The sequence below is a fragment of the Endozoicomonas gorgoniicola genome, from assembly GCF_025562715.2.
GTDB lineage: Bacteria > Pseudomonadota > Gammaproteobacteria > Pseudomonadales > Endozoicomonadaceae > Endozoicomonas_A > Endozoicomonas_A gorgoniicola.
On the sequence record NZ_JAPFCC010000001.1, the window covers coordinates 2,666,154 to 2,688,407 of the forward strand.

At 50.0% G+C, this 22,254-nt stretch carries 23 protein-coding genes; 4 read left to right on the top strand and 19 right to left on the bottom strand.

The window, feature by feature from the left end; all coding sequences use genetic code 11:
• Positions 1-5 precede the first annotated feature (5 nt).
• Positions 6-1,328 carry a Na(+)-translocating NADH-quinone reductase subunit A gene (locus NX722_RS12250; RefSeq protein ID WP_262568222.1) on the bottom strand — a complete coding sequence of 441 codons (1,323 nt, stop codon included), beginning with the start codon at positions 1,326-1,328 and terminating at the stop codon, positions 6-8.
• A gap of 678 nt (positions 1,329-2,006) precedes the next feature.
• On the opposite strand from NX722_RS12250, the gene NX722_RS12255 reads away from it, so the two are divergent.
• On the top strand, positions 2,007-2,609 hold the full coding sequence (locus tag NX722_RS12255; RefSeq protein WP_262568223.1) for a chromate transporter: 603 nt from the start codon (positions 2,007-2,009) through the stop codon (positions 2,607-2,609).
• Positions 2,610-2,615: 6 nt separating this feature from the next.
• On the top strand, positions 2,616-3,170 hold the full coding sequence (locus NX722_RS12260) for a chromate transporter (RefSeq protein ID WP_262568224.1): 555 nt from the start codon (positions 2,616-2,618) through the stop codon (positions 3,168-3,170).
• A 99-nt stretch (positions 3,171-3,269) separates the two neighbouring features.
• Here NX722_RS12260 and NX722_RS12265 read toward each other — a convergent pair whose 3' ends face one another.
• From NX722_RS12265 to fabF, 8 genes are all read right to left on the bottom strand, one after another.
• A complete protein-coding gene (locus NX722_RS12265) occupies positions 3,270-4,775 on the bottom strand; it encodes a hypothetical protein (protein WP_262568225.1) in 1,506 nt (501 codons plus the stop codon).
• A 194-nt stretch (positions 4,776-4,969) separates the two neighbouring features.
• Entirely contained in the window at positions 4,970-5,746 is a 777-nt protein-coding gene (locus NX722_RS12270; protein WP_262568226.1) for a TatD family hydrolase, read from the bottom strand.
• A gap of 91 nt (positions 5,747-5,837) precedes the next feature.
• On the bottom strand, positions 5,838-6,188 hold the full coding sequence (locus NX722_RS12275) for a PilZ domain-containing protein (protein WP_262568227.1): 351 nt from the start codon (positions 6,186-6,188) through the stop codon (positions 5,838-5,840).
• Between the two features lie 67 nt (positions 6,189-6,255).
• A complete protein-coding gene (locus tag NX722_RS12280) occupies positions 6,256-7,251 on the bottom strand; it encodes a DNA polymerase III subunit delta' (protein WP_262568228.1) in 996 nt (331 codons plus the stop codon).
• Complete coding sequence (tmk, locus tag NX722_RS12285) at positions 7,251-7,904, bottom strand: dTMP kinase (protein WP_262568229.1); 654 nt, start codon at positions 7,902-7,904, stop codon at positions 7,251-7,253. Before tmk ends, NX722_RS12280 begins: the two co-directional genes overlap by 1 nt.
• Positions 7,904-8,947, bottom strand: coding sequence for an endolytic transglycosylase MltG (gene mltG / locus NX722_RS12290; protein WP_262568230.1), 1,044 nt, complete (start codon positions 8,945-8,947; stop codon positions 7,904-7,906). The genes tmk and mltG overlap by 1 nt, the downstream gene beginning before the upstream one ends.
• Positions 8,940-9,779, bottom strand: a complete 840-nt coding sequence (gene pabC, locus NX722_RS12295; RefSeq protein WP_262568231.1) for an aminodeoxychorismate lyase — start codon at positions 9,777-9,779, stop codon at positions 8,940-8,942. Before pabC ends, mltG begins: the two co-directional genes overlap by 8 nt.
• Before the next feature lie 9 nt (positions 9,780-9,788).
• Positions 9,789-11,042 (bottom strand): beta-ketoacyl-ACP synthase II, encoded by a 1,254-nt coding sequence (fabF, locus tag NX722_RS12300; protein WP_262568232.1) that lies wholly within the window; start codon positions 11,040-11,042, stop codon positions 9,789-9,791.
• Between the two features lie 219 nt (positions 11,043-11,261).
• Here fabF and NX722_RS12305 point away from each other — a divergent pair, with 219 nt between their 5' ends.
• Positions 11,262-12,254, top strand: a complete 993-nt coding sequence (locus NX722_RS12305; protein ID WP_262563592.1) for an IS30 family transposase — start codon at positions 11,262-11,264, stop codon at positions 12,252-12,254.
• A gap of 136 nt (positions 12,255-12,390) precedes the next feature.
• Here the strand turns inward: NX722_RS12305 and acpP are convergent, their stop codons facing one another.
• The 6 genes from acpP to NX722_RS12335 form a co-directional block, all read right to left on the bottom strand.
• Positions 12,391-12,624 carry an acyl carrier protein gene (gene acpP, locus NX722_RS12310; protein ID WP_262568233.1) on the bottom strand — a complete coding sequence of 78 codons (234 nt, stop codon included), beginning with the start codon at positions 12,622-12,624 and terminating at the stop codon, positions 12,391-12,393.
• A gap of 285 nt (positions 12,625-12,909) precedes the next feature.
• Entirely contained in the window at positions 12,910-13,656 is a 747-nt protein-coding gene (gene fabG / locus NX722_RS12315) for a 3-oxoacyl-ACP reductase FabG (protein WP_262568234.1), read from the bottom strand.
• Positions 13,657-13,682: 26 nt separating this feature from the next.
• The gene (fabD, locus tag NX722_RS12320; protein WP_322740925.1) at positions 13,683-14,615 is read right to left on the bottom strand and encodes an ACP S-malonyltransferase; all 933 of its coding nucleotides are present in this window, start codon (positions 14,613-14,615) and stop codon (positions 13,683-13,685) included.
• A 208-nt stretch (positions 14,616-14,823) separates the two neighbouring features.
• Complete coding sequence (gene plsX / locus NX722_RS12325) at positions 14,824-15,828, bottom strand: phosphate acyltransferase PlsX (protein ID WP_262568235.1); 1,005 nt, start codon at positions 15,826-15,828, stop codon at positions 14,824-14,826.
• Between the two features lie 44 nt (positions 15,829-15,872).
• Entirely contained in the window at positions 15,873-16,046 is a 174-nt protein-coding gene (gene rpmF / locus NX722_RS12330; protein WP_262568236.1) for a 50S ribosomal protein L32, read from the bottom strand.
• 12 nt (positions 16,047-16,058) lie between these two features.
• The gene (locus tag NX722_RS12335) at positions 16,059-16,613 is read right to left on the bottom strand and encodes a YceD family protein (protein ID WP_262568237.1); all 555 of its coding nucleotides are present in this window, start codon (positions 16,611-16,613) and stop codon (positions 16,059-16,061) included.
• A 212-nt stretch (positions 16,614-16,825) separates the two neighbouring features.
• Between NX722_RS12335 and NX722_RS12340 the strand changes: the two genes are divergently transcribed.
• Positions 16,826-17,401, top strand: a complete 576-nt coding sequence (locus NX722_RS12340; protein WP_262568238.1) for a Maf family protein — start codon at positions 16,826-16,828, stop codon at positions 17,399-17,401.
• A 169-nt stretch (positions 17,402-17,570) separates the two neighbouring features.
• Here NX722_RS12340 and NX722_RS12345 read toward each other — a convergent pair whose 3' ends face one another.
• The 4 genes from NX722_RS12345 to rluC all read right to left on the bottom strand — a co-directional run bounded on the left by NX722_RS12345 (position 17,571) and on the right by rluC (position 22,184).
• Entirely contained in the window at positions 17,571-18,482 is a 912-nt protein-coding gene (locus tag NX722_RS12345) for a forkhead box protein (protein WP_262568239.1), read from the bottom strand.
• A gap of 843 nt (positions 18,483-19,325) precedes the next feature.
• Complete coding sequence (locus tag NX722_RS12350) at positions 19,326-20,312, bottom strand: S49 family peptidase (protein ID WP_262568240.1); 987 nt, start codon at positions 20,310-20,312, stop codon at positions 19,326-19,328.
• 66 nt (positions 20,313-20,378) lie between these two features.
• The gene (locus tag NX722_RS12355; protein WP_262568241.1) at positions 20,379-21,044 is read right to left on the bottom strand and encodes an HAD family hydrolase; all 666 of its coding nucleotides are present in this window, start codon (positions 21,042-21,044) and stop codon (positions 20,379-20,381) included.
• A 126-nt stretch (positions 21,045-21,170) separates the two neighbouring features.
• On the bottom strand, positions 21,171-22,184 hold the full coding sequence (rluC, locus tag NX722_RS12360; protein ID WP_262568242.1) for a 23S rRNA pseudouridine(955/2504/2580) synthase RluC: 1,014 nt from the start codon (positions 22,182-22,184) through the stop codon (positions 21,171-21,173).
• Positions 22,185-22,254 lie beyond the last annotated feature (70 nt).

Here is a 22,254-nt window from a genome sequence, read left to right on the forward strand (position 1 = left end):
GACGATCAGCCCTCCACTTCGATACGAGTCAGGTTATCACGCAGGATCGGACCGTACTCGTACTTGCCCGCGCACACATAAGAGCACAGGGACAAATCTTCTTCGTCCAGTTCCAGCGCGCCCAGTTTCTGAGCCTGTTCAGTGTCGCCTACCACAATGGCACGCAGCAGCTGAGTTGCCAGAACATCCAGAGGCATCACTTTTTCGTACTGACCCACCGGAACCATGGCACGCTCACCACCGTTGGTAGTGGTTGTGAAGTCCAGGTTCTTACGACCGAACAACACTTTCAGTACAGAGTGACGCTTAACCGTTGGGTTAGCCCAGCCGAGGAACAGACGCTCATCGCTGTTTTCCAGAACAGACAGCTGGTTGTGGTAACGACCCAGGAAGGCAAAGGCGCCTTCAGCGGTACGACCACCAAATACAGAACCGGAAATCACACGGTTGGTACCGGCTTTCATTTCGCCAGCAGTCAGCTCGTCGGTGCTGGCGCCCAGACGGGTGCGAACCAGCCGGGGCTTTTCAACCTGTGGGCCAGCCAGAGCAACGACACGATCAGTGAACAATTTACCAGTGGTAAACAGTTTGCCGACAGCGATGACGTCCTGATAGTTAATGGTCCAGACTGTCTTGGTAGCACCCACCGGGTCCAGGAAGTGGATGTGAGTACCAGCCAGACCTGCCGGATGAGGGCCGTCGAACTCTTCAGCGGTAGCAATGCTCGCAGGAATGCGTGCCCCCGGTGCTTTACACAGGAAGATCTTGCCGCCACTCAGTTTGCCCAGAACGGTGATACCGGTCTCAAACGCTTCCTTGTGTTCAGCGATAACCACTTCCGGATTCGCTGCCAGAGGATGCGTGTCGATAGCGGTCACAAAGACAGAGTTTGGACGGGAACCCAGCTCAGGCACCTTGCTGAACGGACGGGTACGCAGTGCAGTCCACAGGCCGGACTCGTTCAGGTTCTCCTGAACCTGTTCGGCAGTCAGGCCGGCCAGCTCTTCTGTTTTATAGGCAGTAAAGGTTTCTTCTTCGTTGCCATCGATATCGATCACAACGGACTGAAGAACACGCTTCTCACCACGGTTCACAGCAGCAATAGTGCCGCTGGCAGGAGCGGTGTAACGCACTCCAGGTGTTTTCTTGTCGGTAAAGAGCAGTTGCCCTTTTTTAACTCGATCTCCAGCAGAGATCGCCATCGTAGGCTTCATGCCTACGTAGTCAGAACCGATCACAGCGACGGAGCGAACAGCTCGGCCCTCTGTAATGGTCTGTTCAGGCGATCCTGAAATCGGGAGATCCAGCCCCTGTTTGATTTTGATCATACCTTTCGCCTAATCAATCAATTTTCAGGTCAGGAATACCCCGCCTCTCCAATGAACGACAAATGACAAACAATCCTCGCTAGAACAGCACGCAAAAGAAACTCTGCCCACAGTCAATCCGGGGAGGAGTCCTTCGTCACATTATCAGGGCTATCGACGTTTTTTTGTTAACACCTAATCCACTTCAGCTTTTGTTGTGCTGAGACTACTGTTGCGCTGATACTAGCGATGGTCAGATGTTCCCGTTGTTCCGGTACTACGACCTGTCGTTAAGCGCCCTGTCTCAATAATCAGTCAATATTTCCTGACTATCGTTCCAAAAGAATGCCAAAAAAGGGGCTTCAAAAAATCTGTCTGTCGTCCCTGTCTGTCTTTTATCAATTCACCATGGAAAAATGGTGGCGCAATTATAAAGAGACTGGCCGTGATATTCCATACTCCCTATGCTTATGATTGACATATTATTTAATTGCCATTTTAATTTTTCAGGGAAAACACCCACTCACACTTCGCCATACACTTAAAATTCATCTGGATAATTATCAATCAAACCGCATCATTGCTTCAAATACCCTATTCCTGTGTATTAAAAAAATCAGGCCGGTCAATGAGAACAGACAAAATTGTAAAAACAATGCTTGATTCCTGTCACTCCCTTTTCACAAAGCCCTCTATATAATGCTCACCCCTCTTACACGACATGACACACCACAACGACTCATGTTACTAAAACTCTTCTTAACTTTTTTTCGACTGGGCGCGGTCACCTTTGGGGGTGGCTACGCCATGATGGCTCTACTGGAGCAGGAGCTGGTTGACAACCATGAATGGATGACTGGCGACGAACTGCTGGAAATCACGGCAATCGCGCAAATAACTCCCGGAACCATTGCCATCAATGCCGCCACGTTTGTTGGACGACGTATGGCGGGTATTCCAGGGGCAGTCACTGCGTCTGTAGCCGTTATTCTCCCTCCCTTGCTCATTGTCGGCTTTCTTGCCAGCCACTTGCCTTCCTGGCTAAGCCTGCCCTGGCTTCAGGGAGCCTTTCTGGGAATGCGCTATGCAGTCGCCGCCCTCATTTTCCATGCAGCGGTCAAGATGCTTTGCTCCAACGTGACCACGACACTGGGCCGCACTCTGTTTGCCACAGCACTTCTGGCACTGCTCTTTACCCCCATACACCCGTTGCTGATGATTTTTGCCGGTGGTGCTGCTGGCATGGGCTTATACGTAGGAAACGCCCTGCCGGGTCAAAACAAAGTTGTAAAAGGAAGTTAATCGTCCATGGTATTCATTGATCTTTTCGTATCTTTCTTTCGTATCGGACTGTTCAGCTTTGGCGGTGGCCTGGCAATGATTCCCATGTACCTGACTGAAGTCGAAAAGCATGGCTGGATGACCCAGAGCGAATTCATGGACATTGTTGCTGTTTCTCAGATGACACCCGGCCCCATTGCCGTGAATATGGCAAGTTATGTCGGTAGCAGCGCAGCTGGCTGGGCCGGGGCAATAGTGGCCACCACTGCACTGGCATTACCCTCGGTGCTGGTCATTCTGGCATTGACGACCGTTTTAACCCGCCTGAAGAACAACCCCTGGAAAAACGCTTTTTTCTTTGGCATCAAGTCCGCCGCCATGGCTCTGATTTTCTATGCAGGCTGGCTGATTGCCAGCGATACCCTGTCTTCCAGCCTGAATGAAGGACAGTGGCTGACAGCAGTAAAAGGATTACTGATCGCTGGCGGCTGCTACCTGACCAGAATTTACTGGTCGAAGCTGGAGCCGGTTTTATTGATACTCGCCTCAGGTGTCATTGGCGCGCTTGTATTTGGAGGCTGACTTCCCGAAACGTCGGTTCTTCTTACCGAAGAGAACACTCAAGAGGGGCATTTTTCTATGCCCCTGCCCCCAGATAACGAACCTTTTTTCACAAAGTTATTACCATCTGGTTTTCTCAAGCTCATCTTTAAATTGCTTTAGTTTTTTTGATTGCTTTAGTTTTTTTGGCGGGGCTTTGCCATCCTTCTTGAATATCCATCGCAGCCTTTTCAGCAGCACCTCATCAGGATTTTCAAATATAGCGGCATTCAGCTCTTCGGTTGTCCACCCGGAGTCTAAACGATTAGTCAATTCTTCTGTTACACGGTTTCTCCGATGGTTCTCCTCCGGATTGACTGCATTAAGACTTGAAGCATCCAAATCCTCCCTTTTCAGTTCTTGAGTTAGCTCATTTGTAAGATCCAAACGTAACTGCAAAATACGCTGCTGCCTGAGTCGCTCCTCCTCCTGTTGCTGCCTGAGCCGCTCCTCTTCCTGCTGCTGTATTGCCTCCTGTTGCCTGAGTCGCTCACTCCGTTTCTGATCAGATTGAGCCTGAGAGCCATCATTTCGACAATATTCTTCACAGCTTGCCCCCTTGTCATCTGATTTCGAATACCCAGCTTTTTTAGCGTTAGATTTGTTAGTGTTAGATTTGTTAGTGTTAGATTTGTTAGCGTTAGTTTTTTTAGCGTTAGGCTTTTTAATGTCAGGCTGCCTACGGTCAGGTGGCGTATCAGAACCAGAAAAAAAGGCGCGTAATTTCTGAATCAAATAAATACTTGCGATTACAAAGGTAGTTACCTTCAAATTGTTTTCTACACATTTGAACACATGATCAGCTGATGGCAAGTAGCCGGATAAAAAATAGAGCCATTGATTCCACGTCATTGATTTTGGAACTAATGTTGCACTTTGCCACGTGTACCAACTCTTAAGTGTTACTTTAATCAGTTCTCTCAAACCAGCAAGATCAAGAAATTTAAAACCATGCTCATGGATTAGCAGATAAACACCCTGGTCAAGGTAGGCCACCAGAAAACCAACACCTCTGGCTTTGTCGAGGCTTGGTTGAACCATTGCCCAGATATTACCGAAACGATGTTTATTATCATACAAACTTACTCGCGACTCCGGCTTAATGAGTACACGATTTATGCGTTTATCAAAAGGATGATAGGTATCCTGAAAAATATAATTCAAAGCGGCTTTTGTATAAATATGCCTCTTACGTTTCCGAACAGGGGCTGAAAACGCATTCGAAATAATACGACCATCACTATTTTCAATAATCTCACCCAGCCGCGTAATGGCCACTTGCAGTGCAAAGTTGAGTGCCTTGTTACTAATGTCTGTCCCCAGCCGAATTTTCAGAGGCAAAATCCCGGACAAGTCAGCCTCCGGACTTAAATCAAACCCATTAAGCCACTCATGATCTGGCGTCACAACATATTTTACCGGGTGTTCAAAGGGTACATTGCCCTCCCCAGTCGTTGTTTCAACGATGACACTCTCATCATCAATAAAACAAGAACGCTGATACTCACTGCCCTCAGAAATAACCACTTTCAACAACAAGGCTGTTAAAAACAGAAAACGTACGGCATGACGCATATTTATTGTCATTCACTGTCCCTCTTCACCCTGGGATAGAATATTTATACAGAGTCGAATACTGAATTGGATGTGTTATTGACGGAAGAAGAGTAGACGATTTTTTACCATCAGGAAGAACAAATTCAGACGGGGAAACAAAGGGAAACAAAGGGCATCATAGACCCTGCCGAAACAGGGCAGGGTCATAAAAGACTCAATATAAATCAGCTCGCCAGAGAAAACAGTTTAAAAAAGTTGTCCGCAGTCTGCTGGATAAGGGTTTCTTCCGAAACACCTTTCAGCGAAGCCACAAACTTTGCGACATCCGGCAGATATTTTGGTTCGTTGGATTTACCCCGGTGAGGGACCGGAGCCAGATAGGGTGAATCGGTTTCAATCAGCAGCCGGTCCATAGGCATTTTTCGAACCACATCGCGCAGATCGTCAGCATTGCGGAAAGTCACAATACCGGAAATAGAGATATAAAAATTCATATCCATGGCAGCTTTCGCCATATCCCAGCTTTCGGTAAAACAGTGCAGAACGCCTGAACGCTCTTTATCAGCATGCTCATCCAGCAACGCCAGAGTATCTTCACGGGCATCACGGGTATGAATAATCACTGGCAGGGAACACTGTCTGGCCGCTTCCAGATGGGTGATAAAACGCTGCTTCTGAGTTGGAATGTTGTCTTTGGAATAATAGTAATCCAGCCCCGTTTCACCAACAGCAACAACCTGCTCATCACTGGCCAGCTGAACCAGCTGTTCCAGCGAAGGTTCGGGCTTGTCTTTTTCCAGAGGATGAACACCAACAGAAGCAAAGACATCGTCGTAACGGCTGGCAATATCAACAACTGCGCCGGCATTGTCCATGTCAATACCGATGCACAGCATTCTTTCCACACCCGCGTCACGAGCCGCCTGAACAGCACGATCAAGATCGCCATCGTATTGATCCAGCTTAAGCCGGTCGAGGTGACAGTGAGAGTCAATTAACATAAATCATCTGAGTCCACATAAATAAGCTGTAGTTTAAGAGATTCATGTTCAAAAAACAGCCATGAGCGGCTCTTTATGACAAGAGTGCGGGTCACATCGTACTGTTAGGCCGATCCGATTGCAGCGCCCCCGCCAGGTAAGTTTCAATTTTAGAGCGAACAGCGTCGGTAGGATCGGTAAACTGGACGCCAATCCCCGCTTCCCGTCCACCCTGAGCGCCGACAGGCGTCACCCAGATCACTTTTCCCGGAACCGGAATTTTCTCAGGCTCATCCATCAGCGACAGCCGGATAAACACCTCATCACCCAGCTGGTACGAACGGGACGTTGGTATAAACAGACCGCCTCCTGAGATATACGACATATAGGACGCATAAAGCGAGGAAGAATCCTTAATAGTCAGAGACAAAATCCCTGACATCCCACCTTTTCCACGGTTCATTATGGCCTTCCCTCTCTTATTGTTCTTTTTTGCTCATGCGGTTTGAGGTCGCCTGAAGCAGCGAGATTCAGACGACTAAATCAAGGTATCGGCAGAACACCCCTTCCATCAACATCTGCGCATTCAGGTTGCCTCCCTCCAACAGGGATTGCCGCTGTTTTATCAGCCAGTCCCGAGCCTCCAGTATCTGTCTTGAAGGCGATTTACCAGCAATATAACCTAGCATCTTAAGCAAATCCTGATTACGCAACCCACTGGCATCACTGCCTGCAAGACTCACTTTAACCGCATCATCCAGCCAGCTTCCCAGCCAGCTGAGGGTCAGCACCAGATCAGTATCCTGCCATTCCTTAGCCAGCTCCACCGGAGAACGTTCGCCTTTTAAGAGCCCTTTAACCCCTTTCACCAACCCCTGTCGTTTATCCAGCACGCCCTGCTCCGCAAACCGCCTTGCTTCCAGCGGCGCACCACCCACCAGATCCAGCAAGGTTCCGGACGATATGCTTTCATCCAGATACTGCCCCAGCCAGTTCAGGGCTGACACCCGGTCAGGACAGGGAAACATCAACTGCTGACAGCGACTGCGAATGGTGGGCAGCATATCACCGGCACGAGCACTGACCAGCAGGAACAGAGTGTCTTCACCCGGCTCTTCCAGGCACTTCAGCAGAGCATTGGCGGCATTCATATTCATCGCTTCAGCCGGGTTCATGATGATAATTCTCCGTCCACCCTGCTGTGCCGTTTTATGAGCAAACTCGGTCAACCTGCGGATTTTATCAATGCGAATCGGCCTGCCCGGCTCATCCGGCTCTACAATCGCGATATCAGGATGAGTGCCTGCTTTCAGCAGCTCACACTCCTTGCAGTGACCACAGTGTTGAAGCTGTGTCGGAGATTTGCACAGTAGATAAGCTGCCAGCGCCCTTGCAAACTGGAACTTGCCCACCCCCGTCATGCCCCGCAGCAGGTAAGCATGCGCCAGCGTGTCACGCTCGCTGCGGGTCACTATCTGCCGCCATAGGTCGTCCTGCCAGGGCAACGGGTTCCAGCTATCTGCCATCAGCGATCTCCCAGCCGACGTTCCAGCGCCTTAATCAACTGTGCTTTAACCTCTGCCAGCGGCTGTCCGGCGTCAATCACCTCAAACTGCTCCGGGAATTGCCGGGCTCGTTCCAGATAGGTGTTACGCACACGATTAAAGAAGTCCATCGCTTCCTGTTCAATACGATCCAGTTTACCGCCCTGCTCCATGGCTCGATGACGAGCACGCGCCAGACCTACTTCCGGTTCAACATCCAGTAATATTGTCATATCCGGACGACGCTCGCCCTGCACCAGGGTTTCAAGGGTTGCAATCTGCTGAACATCCAGCTGCCGGCCTCCGCCCTGATAAGCAAAGGTGGCATCGGTAAAGCGGTCACACAACACCACCTGACCACGTTTTAGTGCCGGTTCAATGTTGTGGAACAGGTTCTGGGAACGGGCTGCAAACATCAGCAGCAGTTCGGTAATATCCGCAACCTGCTCATCACCATGATCCAGCAACAGTCCGCGCAGATTTTCAGCCATTGGCGTACCGCCCGGTTCCCGGGTTTCCTCAAACTCAATGCCGCGACTGCCCAGCCACTGCTTAATCACGTTCACCGCCGTGGTTTTACCTGCGCCTTCGCAACCTTCAATGGTCAGAAAAAATCCTGTGTTGGCTGATGCCATTACTGTGCCTCCAGAGTCGAACGATAGTCCTCTCTGCGTTCGACTATTTGATACTTTCGCACGGCGCGATTATGTTCCGCCAGTGTTTCTGAAAAATGATGCGTTCCGTCACCCCTGGCAACGAAATAGAGTGATTTACCGCCTTTCGGATTGAGCGCGGCATTGATCGCTTCCCGTCCCACCAGAGCAATAGGCGTCGGTGGCAAACCGTGTCGTGTATAAGTGTTGTAGGGCGTATCTTCACGGAGCATGCGACGACTTAAACGTCCCTGATAACGATCTCCCATACCATAAATCACGGTAGGATCAGTCTGCAGGCGCATGCGTTTACCCAGACGACGAACAAAGACACCGGAAATTTCCGGACGCTCCCATCCGGCACCGGTTTCTTTCTCAATCAGCGACGCCATGATTAACGCCTCATAAGGGGTTTCATAAGGCAGATTCTTGCTTCTGGCTTCCCACTCTTCGGCCAGCACACTGCTCATACGAGCATTCGCCCGACGCAGCACCGATTCAACCGTATCCCCGGACTCAAAAAAGTAAGTATCCGGATAAAACTGTCCTTCCGGATTACCTTCAATACCCAGCTCTGTCAGCAACCCCTGAAAAGCATCTTCATCCAGAGGTTGTGACAACTTTTCATGTTCGTTCAATACCTGCAGCGCTTCACCCACCGTAGAGCCTTCAACCAGCACCACGTCGTAATAACGAACATCGCCGCTGACAAACATCTTCAACAACTCATACTTGTTGATACCGCCGGGAATCAGGTAGTCACCGGCGTGAATATCACCAGCCACATTATCGATGCGCGCCAGCAGGCGTATCACCTGCGGGAACTTAATCCAGCCCGCATCGGACAGACGGCTGGCAACGCGAATCAGGGAATCACCAGGGCGAATGGTAAATTCCAGCACCTCATCCGGATTCTCTCTCAGAGGCTGTTCGGCGTACCAGTTCAGGCTCATCCAGGCCAGACCCGCCAGCAAAATCAGTGTGAAAAACCCGCTGAAGACCCCCAGCAGCAACTTCCTAACCATTCAATACTTCCAGAACACGATCCCTGACGGTTGCCGTTACCACACCCACCTGCCAGCTGGTATGCCTGTAGCGGACAACAGGCCAGACACCGTTAACACTGTTACAAACAAACACTTCATCAGCATCCGGCAGAGCCGACTCGTCCAGATCCTGAACAATAACCGATACCCCCCAGCCAGATGCCTGACGCATAATAAATTCACGACAAACGCCGCTTACCCCGCAACGATCCAGCGCAGGGGTGTATAGAGTATCATTTTTAACCAGAAACAGGTTGGACATTGTCCCTTCAACCAGCAAACCATCCAGATCCAGCATTAGTCCTTCCTGAAACTCTGTACCACCCCATTCAGCTCTTGCCAGTACGTTTTCCAGGCGATTCAGATGCTTCATGCCCGACAGGCTATTGTACCCCAGACTATTGTGTCCAAGGCGGGTTGAGCAGGGATACAGCGTGATACCGGCATAACGATTGCTTTCCGGGTGTTCCGGCAGAGCATGAAATGAGAGTATCCGCCTCGCCCCGGAACAGCCCGCCGGATTATAACCACGCCCGCCACTGCCCCGGGTGATCAGTACTTTTAACACCCCATCAGGTGCCGACTGTAACGACAGGAAAGCCGCCACCTCGCTCATCAGCAGCTCAATATCGACTGCGATACCCAATCGGTTCAGGCTGTCTTCCAGTCGCTGCCAGTGCAACTCAGCAAGCGTAAGACGGCGGTTTACAACCCGAACCGTTTCAAACAGCCCATCCCCGTAAGCCAGTCCCCGATCCGTCACCGGTATGCAGCTGACAGGCTCACCATCAATCCAGAAATCTGTTGTCATCAGCAAAAATCAATCCAGTCTGGAGAATGCCAGAGTAATATTGGTGCCACCAAAACCAAATGAGTTGCTCAGCACATGTTCAGTCTGAATCCTGCGGAATGTATCCGGCACATAATCCAGATCGCAGACTTTGTCAGGATTCACCAGGTTAATCGTGGGAGGAGCCAGCTGTTCCTGCAAAGACTTGATAGCAAAAACAGCTTCCAGCGAACCGGCTGCACCGAGCAGATGTCCGGTCATCGACTTGGTAGAGCTCACCGCCAGTTTATGGGCATGAGTACCAAACACTTTATGAATCGCCCGGGTTTCAGCAATATCCCCCACAGGCGTTGAAGTACCGTGCGCATTAATATACGACACCTGATCAGGTTTCAGACCCGCATCATCAAGAGCCGACTGCATGGCCCGGGCAGCACCACGGCCGTCTTCAGGCGGTGAGGTCATATGATGAGCATCGCCACTCATCCCAACGCCACTGAGTTCTGCATAAATAGTCGCACCACGACGAACGGCATGCTCATACTCTTCCAGCACCACAACCGCTGCGCCATCACCCAACACAAAGCCGTCCCGGTCTTTATCCCAGGGGCGACTGGCCAGCTCCGGCTCATCGTTTCGGTTCGACAATGCCCGGGCTGCTGCAAAACCGGTCATTCCCAGTGCAGAAGAGCCTTTTTCGGCACCACCAGCCACCATCACGTCGGCATCGCCGTAAGCAATAGCCCTTGCTGCCAGGCCAATAGAGTGAGCCCCACTGGCACAGGCGGTCGAGGTAGCGAAATTAGGTCCCTGAAGGTTGTAGGTCATGGAGAGCCAGCCCGCTGCCATATTAATAATGGCGGCAGGAATAAAAAACGGGGAAATACGACGCGGTCCGCTTTTCTGCAGGGTGTCGTAGTTGTTCTCAATCGTGGTCAGACCACCAATTCCGGAACCAATAGCCACACCATAGCGATGGGCATTATCCTCCGTAATAAGTCCTTCTGTATCCAGCCCGGCATCTTTGATCGCCTCAATCCCTGCCACCATGCCGTACTGTATAAACACGTCCATTTTGCGGGCATCTTTGGGATTCATATAATCCCCTGCCTGAAAATTTTTCACCGTACCGCAGATTTTGACGCTGTAGTTTTCAGTATCCAGATGCTTAGTGGCATGAATACCGCTTTGACCCGCCAGCACTGATTGCCAGCTCCGGGCCACACCGATCCCCACTGGACACAAAGCACCAAGACCAGTAACAACGACTCTTCTGTGTGACAAGACCAACCTCCCGGAAATACTTTTTTTTAAAAACCTTATTTGCTGTTTAACCACAGGTCAGGAACAGCTTAATTCAAGTTTGTTAAAATCTTATTTCACCTGAATTCGTATCATAAGTGCATAACCTCTGTAACCAGAGGATTGTTTCAGAACCTTTGAAGTGAATCAGAACTCAGGGGTATTCTGTAAAGCAACCAAACCATACAGAGGAAGCCAAGGATGGCCTATACACACCTGAGCTCTGAAGAGAGATATTATATCGAAACTGAACTCAAAAATGGGACTTCACAAAACAAAATTGCTAAAAAGCTTGGCCGTTCACAGCCTACCGTGTCGCGAGAAGTAAACCGCAATAAAGGGCAAAGAGGGTACAGGCACCAACAGGCTAATCGCACAGCTCGGCAGCGGCACAAAGATAAGCCAAAAGCTATTAAGCTGACAGACGACATTAAACAACGTATTTCAAACGATATCCGTTCAGATTGGAGTCCTGAACAAGTGGCTGGAAGGCTTGAAAAGGACGGTGTAATCAAGCTGCATCATGAGACGATTTATCAATTTGTAGCGGATGATAAACGGCGCGGAGGCTCGCTCTATAAGCACTTGAGGCACCAGAAAAAAACTTATCGAAAGCGATACGGTTCAGCTCATAACCGAACCGGTATACCAAATCGGGTTGGCATTGAAGAACGCCCCGAAGTGGTCAACAACAGAGAGCGAGTTGGTGACTGGGAAGCTGATACTGTAATAGGTAAAAATCATAAAGGAGCCATCGCTACATTAGATGAACGAAAAACCAAGCTTCGCCTTGCTGTCCCTCTACCAGGCAAGAAGGCAAAAGCGGTTAAACAGGGAATAATTGACGTACTCAAGCCTCTGAAAAGGTTTGTAAAGACAATAACATACGACAATGGAAAGGAGTTTGTTCAGCATGAATCAATTGCCAAAGCTTTAAAATGTGACAGCTACTTTGCTGCCCCCTACCATTCTTGGGAAAGAGGCCAGAATGAGAATGCTAATGGTTTGCTAAGGCAGTATTTCCCCAAGTCGATGGAGCTTAATGGCGTGACAGAAAAAGATGTCATCATTGCAGTGGATAAGCTGAACAACAGGCCAAGAAAGTGCCTGGGCTACAAGACTCCTTATGAGGCATTTAAAGAGTCAACTGGAATAGATGCAAGAAAAGTCATGGGTTATGCACTTATGACTTGAATTCAGGTCACCAGAAATGAAGAATAATTTATGTTTTTAAAATATTACTGACTGCCGACTTATACATCCTGAAAAAACAAAAACCGCACACAAATCAATGTGTGCGGTTTTTAATTGGCATGCAACCAGGACTTGATCAGGAGTGGGCTACGACGTAGTCGATAGCTTCCTGAACATTGGTGATTTTCTCAGCTTCTTCATCAGGAATCTCAGTTTCAAATTCCTCTTCCAGAGCCATCACCAGCTCAACAGTGTCCAGAGAGTCCGCGCCCAGATCCTCTACGAAAGACGCACTGGTGGTGACTTCCTCTTCTTTTACGCCAAGCTGTTCGCAAACGATCTTTTTGACGCGCTCTTCAATGGTGCTCATAACCTAGTTGTGCTCCTGTCGATATTCGATAGCGATGCCAAAAAGAGCCCGGCATCGCGGTCAGTTACTTTATATGATCGATTACGGTAATTTCAAGCTAAGCCCTGTGGATTTACCGTAAATCGAGACATTTGTTTCAAATTGATGCGCTAATTTTGCACACACTGACGACCGGTTACAAATACTTTTCAGTGCAACTGATGAATTATCAGACCACTGTCTGGTTATGCAACGATTTAGCCATCAGGCAAGCTCTGGGGAAATCAGCTACTCATCAACTATGCCTTAACCCATGTACATGCCGCCATTTACATGCACCGTTTCTCCGGTGATGTAACCGGCTGGCTCACTGGCAAGAAAAGCTACGGCAGCAGCAATTTCTTCCGGCTGCCCGAGGCGCGCCGCCGGAATCTGGTTTTGCAGTGCTTCACGCTGGGCTTCTGGCAACGCTTTGGTCATATCCGTGTCGATAAACCCTGGCGCCACCGAGTTTACAGTAATATTGCGGGAACCTACCTCTTTAGCCAACGACCGGGCAAAGCCTTCAGCCGCTGCCTTGGTGGCGGCGTAGTTGGACTGACCACCATTACCCATGGAGCCAACCACAGAGCTGATATTGATAATGCGACCCCAGCGGGCTTTCGTCATACCACGCAGCACTGCCTTACTCATGCGATAGATAGCGTTCAGGTTGGTGTCGATCACCGCCCCCCACTCATCATCCTTCATACGCATCAGAATATTGTCGCGGGTGATACCGGCATTGTTCACCAGAATCTGCGGCGCACCAAATTCCTCAGTTACCGCTTTTACAACCGCTACGCAATCATCCGCTGAAGTCACATTCAACGCCATGCCACAGCCGCGAATATCAGCGTCATCAAAGGTAGCAGAAATTTTTTCAGCACCACTGTCAGTGGTCGCAGTGCCAACAACAATGGCGCCCTTGCGCCCCAGTTCCAGCGCAATCGCCCGACCAATTCCCCGACTGGCACCCGTAACAAGCGCTACTTTTCCTTCAAAATCAGACATGCTTTCGCGTCCTGAGTCATTCATCATTATTCTGCCAACAGCTCATCAAAAGCTGCCGCCGATTCCAGCACAGACACCGGAGTGCGACGAACAATACGCTTGTTCAGACCTGCCAGTACCTTGCCCGGACCGCACTCAACAAAACGCGCCACACCTGACTCGCTGAAACGACTGATAGTTTCTACCCAGCGAACAGGGCTGTAAAGCTGTGCCACCAGATTGTTGCGAATCTGATCCGGATCAGAGCACGCTTCAGCCGTCACATTGTGAATCACTGGTATTTCGGGTGCCTTCAGCTCAACAGACTGCAATTCAGTCGCCAGCTTTTCGGCAGCCGGTTTCATCAGGGCGCAATGGGAAGGTACGCTGACCGGCAGCAACATGGCACGCTTGGCTCCCGCCTCTTTCGCCAACCCGGCGGCACGCTCAACTGCCTTGACATGACCGGCAATCACGACCTGCCCCGGAGAGTTGAAGTTCACGGCCTCAACCACTTCACCCTGAGCCGCTGCAGCACAAACTTCCAGCACTGCATCATCATTCAGACCCAAAACAGCGGCCATGGCGCCTGTCCCCTGAGGTACAGCTTCCTGCATAAACAAGCCACGCTGACGCACTATGCGTACGGCGTCTGTAAACTGCATGGCACCCGCGCAGACCAGCGCCGAGTACTCGCCCAGACTGTGTCCGGCCATGAAAGCAGGTTTGGCACCATCAGACTTCTGTTCCCATAAGCGCCACAGGGCAACACTGGCCGTCAGCAGTGCAGGCTGGGTATTTTCAGTCTGGTTTAACACGTCGGCAGGTCCTTCTGTTATCAGGCTGAGCAGGTCAAAGCCCAGCACTTCGGAAGCTTCCGCAAAGGTCTGCTGTACGACAGGCGCTTCGATATGTTCAGCCAGCATGCCGACTGACTGTGATCCCTGGCCCGGGAAAACAAATGCAAGTTTATCCATCATTGCTTTGGGTCGTGTCCAGAAAAAAACTCAGGCAATTATAGAAAAAGTCGAAGGAAAGGTGCGTAATTTTATGTTTCCATCTACCTGCAAAACGTACCAGAACGATGGTTTCGATTACACGAGACTTACAACAATGAGACTTGCAAGGAGACAAGCCTGGAAACACGCCAGAAAACAGGTCGGAAAACAAGCACCACCCTGACACTGTTCAGAGCAGCATTTTCTCCACATCAGCCGCCAGTCTGGCAGGCACTTCCTTACCAGCTTCCCGGACTGCCTGACAAATGGCCCGGTAGAAGCCCTTTTCATCGGCACCACCATGACTCTTGATCACAGTTCCCTGCAAACCAAGCAGGCTGGCACCATTATGTAATTCCGGATCAACCTTGCGGTTGAATTCTTTGAGAATGGGGGAGAGTAATACAGCCAGTCCTTGCGTGACAAGGTTTCGACTGAATATCTCGGTCAGCGTATCAGCAATCAGGCTCGCCACACCCTCTCCGGTTTTCAGAGCAATATTGCCAGCAAAACCGTCACACACCACCACATCGACACGGTCTGAAAAAATATCATGCCCTTCAATGTAACCAATGTAATTTAGCTGGTTATGCTCATTCAACAGCTGATGCGCGATACGAACCCGCTCGTTGCCTTTTATTTCTTCGGTTCCAACGTTTAACAGACCAATCCTCGGCCGGTCGATACCATGCGCCGCACCCGCCAGCTGAGACCCCATAATGGCAAACTGAAAAAGCTGCATGGAAGTGCAGTCAACATTAGCCCCAACGTCCAACAGCAAAGTACTGCCGTTTCGGCTGGGTACGCTGGCGGCAATCGCCGGACGATCGACACCGGCAAAGGTTTTCAGAACAAACCGCCCCATCGCCATCAACGCACCGGTGTTACCCGCCGACACGCAGGCATCTGCACGCCCGTCAGACACACACTGCAGCGCCTGCCACATTGAGGAGTGCCGCTTGGTTCGCAAAGCAAGGGTGGGTTTTTCATCCATTGCCACCGTGGCGTCGGCATGAACCAGAGAGAGTCGATCCCGGTCGTAATGCCCGACATCGTTAAGGTAGGATTGCAGTAGGTCGTGATCACCGACCAGCAGGAGTTCGAGATGATCGAACCTGCTCAACGCCCTGAGCGCCGCCCGGATACGCGAACGGGGACTTTCGTCCCCGCTCATGATATCAAGTGCGACCCGCATTCTTTGCGTCGAATTGAGTCGTCCCTGAAGCAATGTTCTGACTCTTACTTGTCAGCAACTACTTTCTTACCACGGTAGAAACCGTCAGCAGAAACGTGGTGACGACGGTGAGTTTCACCGGTAGCGGCTTCCACAGACAGCTGAGCAGAAGTCAGGGCATCGTGGGAACGGCGCATGTCGCGACGGGAACGGGTTTTACGGTTTTGTTGAACAGCCATGTGTCCACTCTCCTAATTCGTAGTATCTTTTTTCAGTTCGGCCAGCACGCTGAAAGGATTACTGCTTGTCCGCTCTTCCTCTACCTGTTCAGCAAAGGCTTTAGCTTCTTCTTCCGACTCAGTGGTAAAGCTTTTCTGAGCCAGGCAGTCTTCAGGTGGATGATAGGCAACGATCGGAAGAGCCAGTAACAACTCTTCTTCCAACAGAGGCACCAGCTCAACCGGTTCTTCGCCCATCATCATTGGGTCAAAGTCTTCCGGCAAAGCCCTGGCTTGCTCATCTGTCAACACACCCATCAGCCGGAGGTCAGCAGTTACCGGAATGTCGGCTACATCCAGACAGCGCTGACAAATCATTTTCAGCGTTGCCGACACTGTGCCTTCCAGGATAACCCTGTGGTCTTCACTCATATAAAAATGAAGAGAGACCTTAACCTCGCCCTTATCATCAGCCAGACTGTCCACCAGCTGGCCAAACTGTTCCAGAGCCAGCGAACCTTCAAACTGCCTGCCTTGACGCGCGAGTTTTCGCGGATCAAAGGCTTTGGGTAATTGCCCGATAATCATAAGGGCGCAATAATAGGGACATGTCACCCCTCTGTCAAAGGGTTTAACTGCGTATAAGGCGAGAATTTCTGCTTAATTTCCTGCCTGTCAAGGCTTCATTTACAACCACAGGTTTGCCGTTATTTCCTCATCCGGGAATAACGACTAAACCAGCGATCAATACAACAGCTCAAGCAACTATTTTCATTAACTTATTAACTGTTTATACGACAATGAAACTACTCCTCGCCTCCGGCTCTCCCTACCGAAAACAGCTACTGGAACGACTTGAGCTTGAGTTCTCATGTCAGGCTCCGGATATTGATGAAACACCTCTGCCGGGTGAAACTGCTGAAGCCCTGTCTCTCAGGCTTTCAGAAGCTAAAGCGCGGGCTCTGGCAGAGAGCTACCCGGATCATCTGATTATTGCTTCCGATCAGGCAGCTCAACTGGGGCAGACTATTCTGGGCAAACCCGGCACCCATCACCGCGCAAGCGAGCAACTACTGGCCTGTAGCAATCAGGCCGTTACCTTTTATACAGGTTTATGCCTGCTGAATACCAGAACCGGCAAAAAGCAACTCGACTGCATACCTTTTACCGTTCATTTCAGACAACTCAACAGAGAACAGGTTGAACGCTATATAAAGAAGGAAGAACCACTGGATTGTGCCGGCAGTTTTAAATGCGAAGGACTGGGCATCACGTTATTCACAAAGATGAGCGGCGATGACCCCAACAGCCTGACCGGACTCCCACTTATACGATTAACCGATATGCTGTTGAATGAAGGTATTAGCATTATTTGAACGAAAGCGCTGTCCGCCATCCGCTTTTCGCTGTTGGCTGTTAAGGCGGGCTACGGACAGCGGAAGGCGGAAGGCGGACAGCGATATATTCTAAATCGATCTCCAGTCAGACTTGCAGGTTGGGAAGAGTGCAACGCTTGCGCCCCGGGGCAACTCCCAACACGGGAGCTTAATGATATTGACCGTGTCGGAAGTAACCCTGAAGGGCATAAGCACTTCGCTCTTCCGAACCTGGGTCACGATCCGGGAACGGCGGTGTTTCAGTCTGTAAATGAGGAGATAAATTCTCAGAAGTGGAGTCCCGAATGAGGGGCGGGATAAGCTGAGAGAAGGGTTGGCGCAGGGTAAAAGGAGGAGGGGGCGGGGTAAAACCCCGAGGGAAGATGTATTGAAGGGAGATGAACGGTGAATATACAGCTGGCTGTTGCTCCTGCCGTTTTAATTTCCGACTTCTTGTAGGTTTCCGGAGAGAGGGGTCATATGACCAGAACCCCCCGTGCCCGGACGTATCTTCCTGGCGTTGAAAACAACGTAAAGAGCTTAAGGTATGCCTGATTGAATTCTTTTTGCTTTTTTTATCATAGTCACTTACCTGGAGTAATTCATGGTAACGCCTGTAGATTTCATTCAGCTTCAGCCTTTGTTCCTCGCTGGCCAGGATAATATCCGCAAGACATTCAGCCATCGTTTTATCGCGCCAGGGATTTCTGTCATCCCCCCCGGCACCACCACCACTACTACTACCGCCCCTCCAAAAACTAGCAGTATGATGTGCGTTTGTGTAACTACTCCAGGCTACGCCTCCCCCTCCGCTGTTGTAACTGTTTTGCCTGGTGGTGGTGCTGGCGCTTGTCTTACCGTAACTGATAATGCCGCTTGAAGGATGGTATGTATGACAAAGATGACCTGATGCGCTTTCAGAAATACCTACAACAAAAGGCTCGGCATTTGCCTGAAAGATAATACGAGTATCCATGCAGCCTCTGTGTGGATCAAAATCAGTGGGTGGCGAGAGCACTGTGATGTTATTCAGTTTGGCTGACGGGTGAATTCTCAGGCGGCTGTCTTTGTTTTCATCCATTACCAGAACAGCTTCCGGGAATTTGGTATAAGATAACGGCTCCCCTGACAGGACGGACGACATGAAACCTGTTTTCTGATCGCTGTCTGTACGGACGCTTTCTATTCTGAAAAAAACAACAGGTTCATCAGGCTCTGGTTCCTGAAGAGAAGACTTGCCAACAAGGTTAACTTTGATGTCAATACTGGCATCAAGAAAGTAAGTGCCTTCTATCTCGACAGTACAACCAGGGGGAGATGTATGTAACACATTAAGTAATTGTTCAGTATCTCCCTTTGAAACTTTAGAAAAGCACCCTCTCTGCTGCCTGTCCGGTAAATGGTTGAAAGGCCGTAATGAATTGTCAGGACTATTTTTAGTGCCTGAGTATTGAGAATTATCAGTGTTTATTGGCCAGAAGTTTGTATTTGTACGAAAGACCAGTGCAGCCATCGCAAAGGCAGCCATCTCCTTACGGACTGGCAAATAACTGGCTGACATTAACTCTTGTGCAATCAGGCCTTGCGCGCAAAATACAAGTGCAGAGAATGGCAGAACAAAATTCACCGTAAAGTATTTATTACGGGAAACAGAAAAAGTAGCAGGAAAAACATTTGATAGTTTGAATAGACAACCAAGCATAAGCAACCGCCCGCGCAAGTAGTAGTGCGAACTAATCGTAGACGATTGATAACCTTGCGTTACACTATTTTTTGATATGCATTCTGGTTAAATGAAGGTGTTAACATTATTTGAGTAAAATCGCTGTTCGCCGCCCGCCTTCCGCTATTCGCCGTTGGCTATTAGCTGTTACTGCCAACAGCGGGCTACGGATAACGGACAGCGAAAAGCGGCGACCGCCAGTCAGCGGAGGGTTACACCCTCAAGCCCCAGCGTTTTGATGACCGCACCACTGAAACTAACGCCCATATCTCTGGCAAATTTTTCCAGTGGCGACAGACGGGCAGTAAAGTCAACAATGGTTTCATTACCCACCACTTCCCGGGCAACATAACCCGCACTCCCCAGACCATCAACCAGACCAAGCCCGACAGCATTTTCACCTGTCCAGACCATGCCGGAGAAAATTACCTTGTCGTCGGTCAGTCGATCACCACGACCGGCTTTAACGGCGTTGATAAACTGATGATGAATACTGTCCAGCGATTCCTGCCAGCGTGTAGTCGCTTCTTCATCCATTGGCAGAAATGGATCGTTAAAGGCTTTGTACTCACCCGCTGTATAAGTACGACGGGTAATGCCCAGCTTGTCTATTGCCTCGACAAAACCAAAGCCTGATGACACCACACCAATAGACCCGACAAGACTGGCTTTATCGGCATAAATTTCATCCGCTGCGGCAGCCACGTAATAGCCTCCAGAGGCACCGATATCCATAATCACGGAGTACAGTGGCGTCTCTGGATACTTGCTACGCAGCCGACGAATTTCATCGTAAATATAACCTGCCTGTACAGGGCTTCCACCCGGACTGTTAATACGAAGAATAACGCCTTTGGTACCGGGATCTTCAAAGGCAGCCCGCAAGCCTCCCACAATAACGTCAGCACTGGCATCGTTACCATCAGCAATCACACCACTAACATCCACCAGCGCTGTGTGCCCACCAGAAGGCTCCATTACCGGAACATCAACACGAAAAGCGGAATAAAAAATGCCAATGGTGGCAAACAGCCAGGTAAAGGTCAGCAGCTTGAAAAAAATACCCCAGCGGCGAGCCCGACGCTGCTCTTTCAATGCACCTTCAGCCAGGTTTTCAATCAGCTTCCAGGCCTTACCATCATCCTTATCGGACAGAACCGACTCAGACTCCTTCCAGTTATCTTCCATCTTTACTCCGGGGCTTAGCGCCCAACAACGATTATTTTTTTAATGCGTAGCTATGTTTAGCTATGTTCAGCCATGTTCAGCTATGCTCACCCATTCGACCAGGTCATCAAAGCTGTCAGCAACAAACACAGGATCGTGATTTAACAATTGCTCTTTTGGCTGGGCGCCATAGGTGACAGCCACCCGATCCATCCCCAGGTTTTCTGCCATCTGCAGATCAAACCCGGCATCGCCCACCATAAGAGCCTGTTCAACAGGAATATCCAGCTCTTCCAGTAACTGTTTCAGCATTAACGGGTCAGGCTTTGAGCGTGTCTCATCAGCACAACGGGACGCCTGAAAATACTCATGGTACTGATTGGCAGTCATGGACCGGTCTAAACCATTTCGACTCTTACCCGTTGCCACCGCCATAGTGATACCCTGGTCACGCAGTATGTTCAGCCCGTCTGTGACACCCGGAAACGGAACAGAAGGCTGCGTCTCAAGCCGGTTGTATTCTTCACGGTACTGTTTAATAAACTGCTGCAACTGTTCATCAGTCAGTGACGGATACAGCTTACGAATGGCATTCGTCAGGCTCAGTCCAATCACACCTTTATAAGCCACATCATCCAGCTGCGGCAACCCCAACTGCTCAGCAGCAATAGCCAGAGAACGGGTAATAGCAGGGACAGAATCAATCAGGGTTCCATCCCAGTCAAAAATAATTAATGAATAACGTTTTTCCAATTTATTTAATTCTCTACTTCTCTATCAAGCTGACGGCTCTATCAGGCTGACGGCTCTATCAAGCTGACGGCTCTATCAGGCTGACGGCTCTATCAGGCTGACGGCTCTATCAGGCTGACGGCTCTATCAGGCTGACGGTCCGTCGCGCTCACTTCCAAGGGTTTCCAGAACAGCCTGCAAATCAGGCGACAGTGGTGCATCAACGGTCAAAGGCGTGCCATCAGGCAGGGTAAGCTTCAATCGTGCCGCATGCAGAAACAGTCGCTTCAGGCCAAAGTTCCGGTAGCGTTTATTGTCCTCGTCTGTACCGTATTTGTCATCACCCAGAATGGCGTAACCGGCATGCAGGCAATGCACACGAATCTGATGCGTACGCCCGGTAATCGGGCTGGCTTCCACTAGAGTTGCGCTTTCACCCTGGTGGTTGTAACGCTCCAGCACCTGATAACGGGTTCTGGATTTTTTACCGTCCAGATCGACCCGAACCATGCGCTCACCCGATTGCAGTGTGTTTTTTAACAACGGCGCATTCACCAGCACTTTGCGACTTGGCCAACGCCCGATCACCAGGGCGTTATAAATTTTACTGACCTTGTCTTCCTGAAACTGGTTATGCAGATAACGCAACATACTGCGACGCTTGGCAATCATCAGACAGCCGGAGGTATCACGATCCAGCCGGTGTACCAGTTCCAGACTGCGGGCGTCCGGGCGAATTTTGCGCATCGCCTCAATCACGCCAAAGTTGATACCACTCCCCCCATGAACCGCAATGCCAGAAGGCTTGTTAATAATGATCAGCTGGTCGTCTTCATAAATAATGGAAGACTCCAGTTTTTCTGTAAGGCCACCACCCACTATGACTTTATCGGTCTTTTCAGCCACACGAATGGGCGGAATACGCAGCACATCGCCATCCTGCAAACGATAGGCAGCAGTTATTCGCTTTTTATTTACCCGTACTTCACCTTTGCGAATAACCCGGTAAACACGGGTTTTCGGAACACCTTTCAGCACCCGAACCAGATAGTTGTCAACACGCTGACCAGCATCATCAGCATCAATGCTGACCAGTCGTACTTTAGGGCGATCCGCTTGAGCAGAAGCTGAATCGCGGGAATCATTGAGTCGTCTGTCCATGGGCGCATCTTACCAGCTTTGGCTCATTTGAAGCACTTACAGATTACTGATATAGTTGAGGCACTGTCCT

Coding starts and splice junctions, on each gene's coding strand:
- NX722_RS12260 (WP_262568224.1), top strand. CDS start 2,616: ATGGTATTCATTGATCTTTTCGTATCTTTCTTTCGTATCGGACTGTTC.
- acpP (WP_262568233.1), bottom strand. CDS start 12,624: ATGAGCACCATTGAAGAGCGCGTCAAAAAGATCGTTTGCGAACAGCTT.
- NX722_RS12350 (WP_262568240.1), bottom strand. CDS start 20,312: ATGGAAGATAACTGGAAGGAGTCTGAGTCGGTTCTGTCCGATAAGGAT.
- NX722_RS12280 (WP_262568228.1), bottom strand. CDS start 7,251: ATGGCAGATAGCTGGAACCCGTTGCCCTGGCAGGACGACCTATGGCGG.
- mltG (WP_262568230.1), bottom strand. CDS start 8,947: ATGGTTAGGAAGTTGCTGCTGGGGGTCTTCAGCGGGTTTTTCACACTG.
- fabD (WP_322740925.1), bottom strand. CDS start 14,615: ATGATGGATAAACTTGCATTTGTTTTCCCGGGCCAGGGATCACAGTCA.
- rpmF (WP_262568236.1), bottom strand. CDS start 16,046: ATGGCTGTTCAACAAAACCGTAAAACCCGTTCCCGTCGCGACATGCGC.
- NX722_RS12250 (WP_262568222.1), bottom strand. CDS start 1,328: ATGATCAAAATCAAACAGGGGCTGGATCTCCCGATTTCAGGATCGCCT.
- NX722_RS12345 (WP_262568239.1), bottom strand. CDS start 18,482: ATGGATGAAAACAAAGACAGCCGCCTGAGAATTCACCCGTCAGCCAAA.
- NX722_RS12305 (WP_262563592.1), top strand. CDS start 11,262: ATGGCCTATACACACCTGAGCTCTGAAGAGAGATATTATATCGAAACT.
- NX722_RS12255 (WP_262568223.1), top strand. CDS start 2,007: ATGCTCACCCCTCTTACACGACATGACACACCACAACGACTCATGTTA.
- pabC (WP_262568231.1), bottom strand. CDS start 9,779: ATGACAACAGATTTCTGGATTGATGGTGAGCCTGTCAGCTGCATACCG.
- NX722_RS12265 (WP_262568225.1), bottom strand. CDS start 4,775: ATGACAATAAATATGCGTCATGCCGTACGTTTTCTGTTTTTAACAGCC.
- plsX (WP_262568235.1), bottom strand. CDS start 15,828: ATGCGGGTCGCACTTGATATCATGAGCGGGGACGAAAGTCCCCGTTCG.
- tmk (WP_262568229.1), bottom strand. CDS start 7,904: ATGGCATCAGCCAACACAGGATTTTTTCTGACCATTGAAGGTTGCGAA.
- rluC (WP_262568242.1), bottom strand. CDS start 22,184: ATGGACAGACGACTCAATGATTCCCGCGATTCAGCTTCTGCTCAAGCG.
- NX722_RS12340 (WP_262568238.1), top strand. CDS start 16,826: ATGAAACTACTCCTCGCCTCCGGCTCTCCCTACCGAAAACAGCTACTG.
- NX722_RS12270 (WP_262568226.1), bottom strand. CDS start 5,746: ATGTTAATTGACTCTCACTGTCACCTCGACCGGCTTAAGCTGGATCAA.
- NX722_RS12335 (WP_262568237.1), bottom strand. CDS start 16,613: ATGATTATCGGGCAATTACCCAAAGCCTTTGATCCGCGAAAACTCGCG.
- NX722_RS12275 (WP_262568227.1), bottom strand. CDS start 6,188: ATGAACCGTGGAAAAGGTGGGATGTCAGGGATTTTGTCTCTGACTATT.
- fabG (WP_262568234.1), bottom strand. CDS start 13,656: ATGTCTGATTTTGAAGGAAAAGTAGCGCTTGTTACGGGTGCCAGTCGG.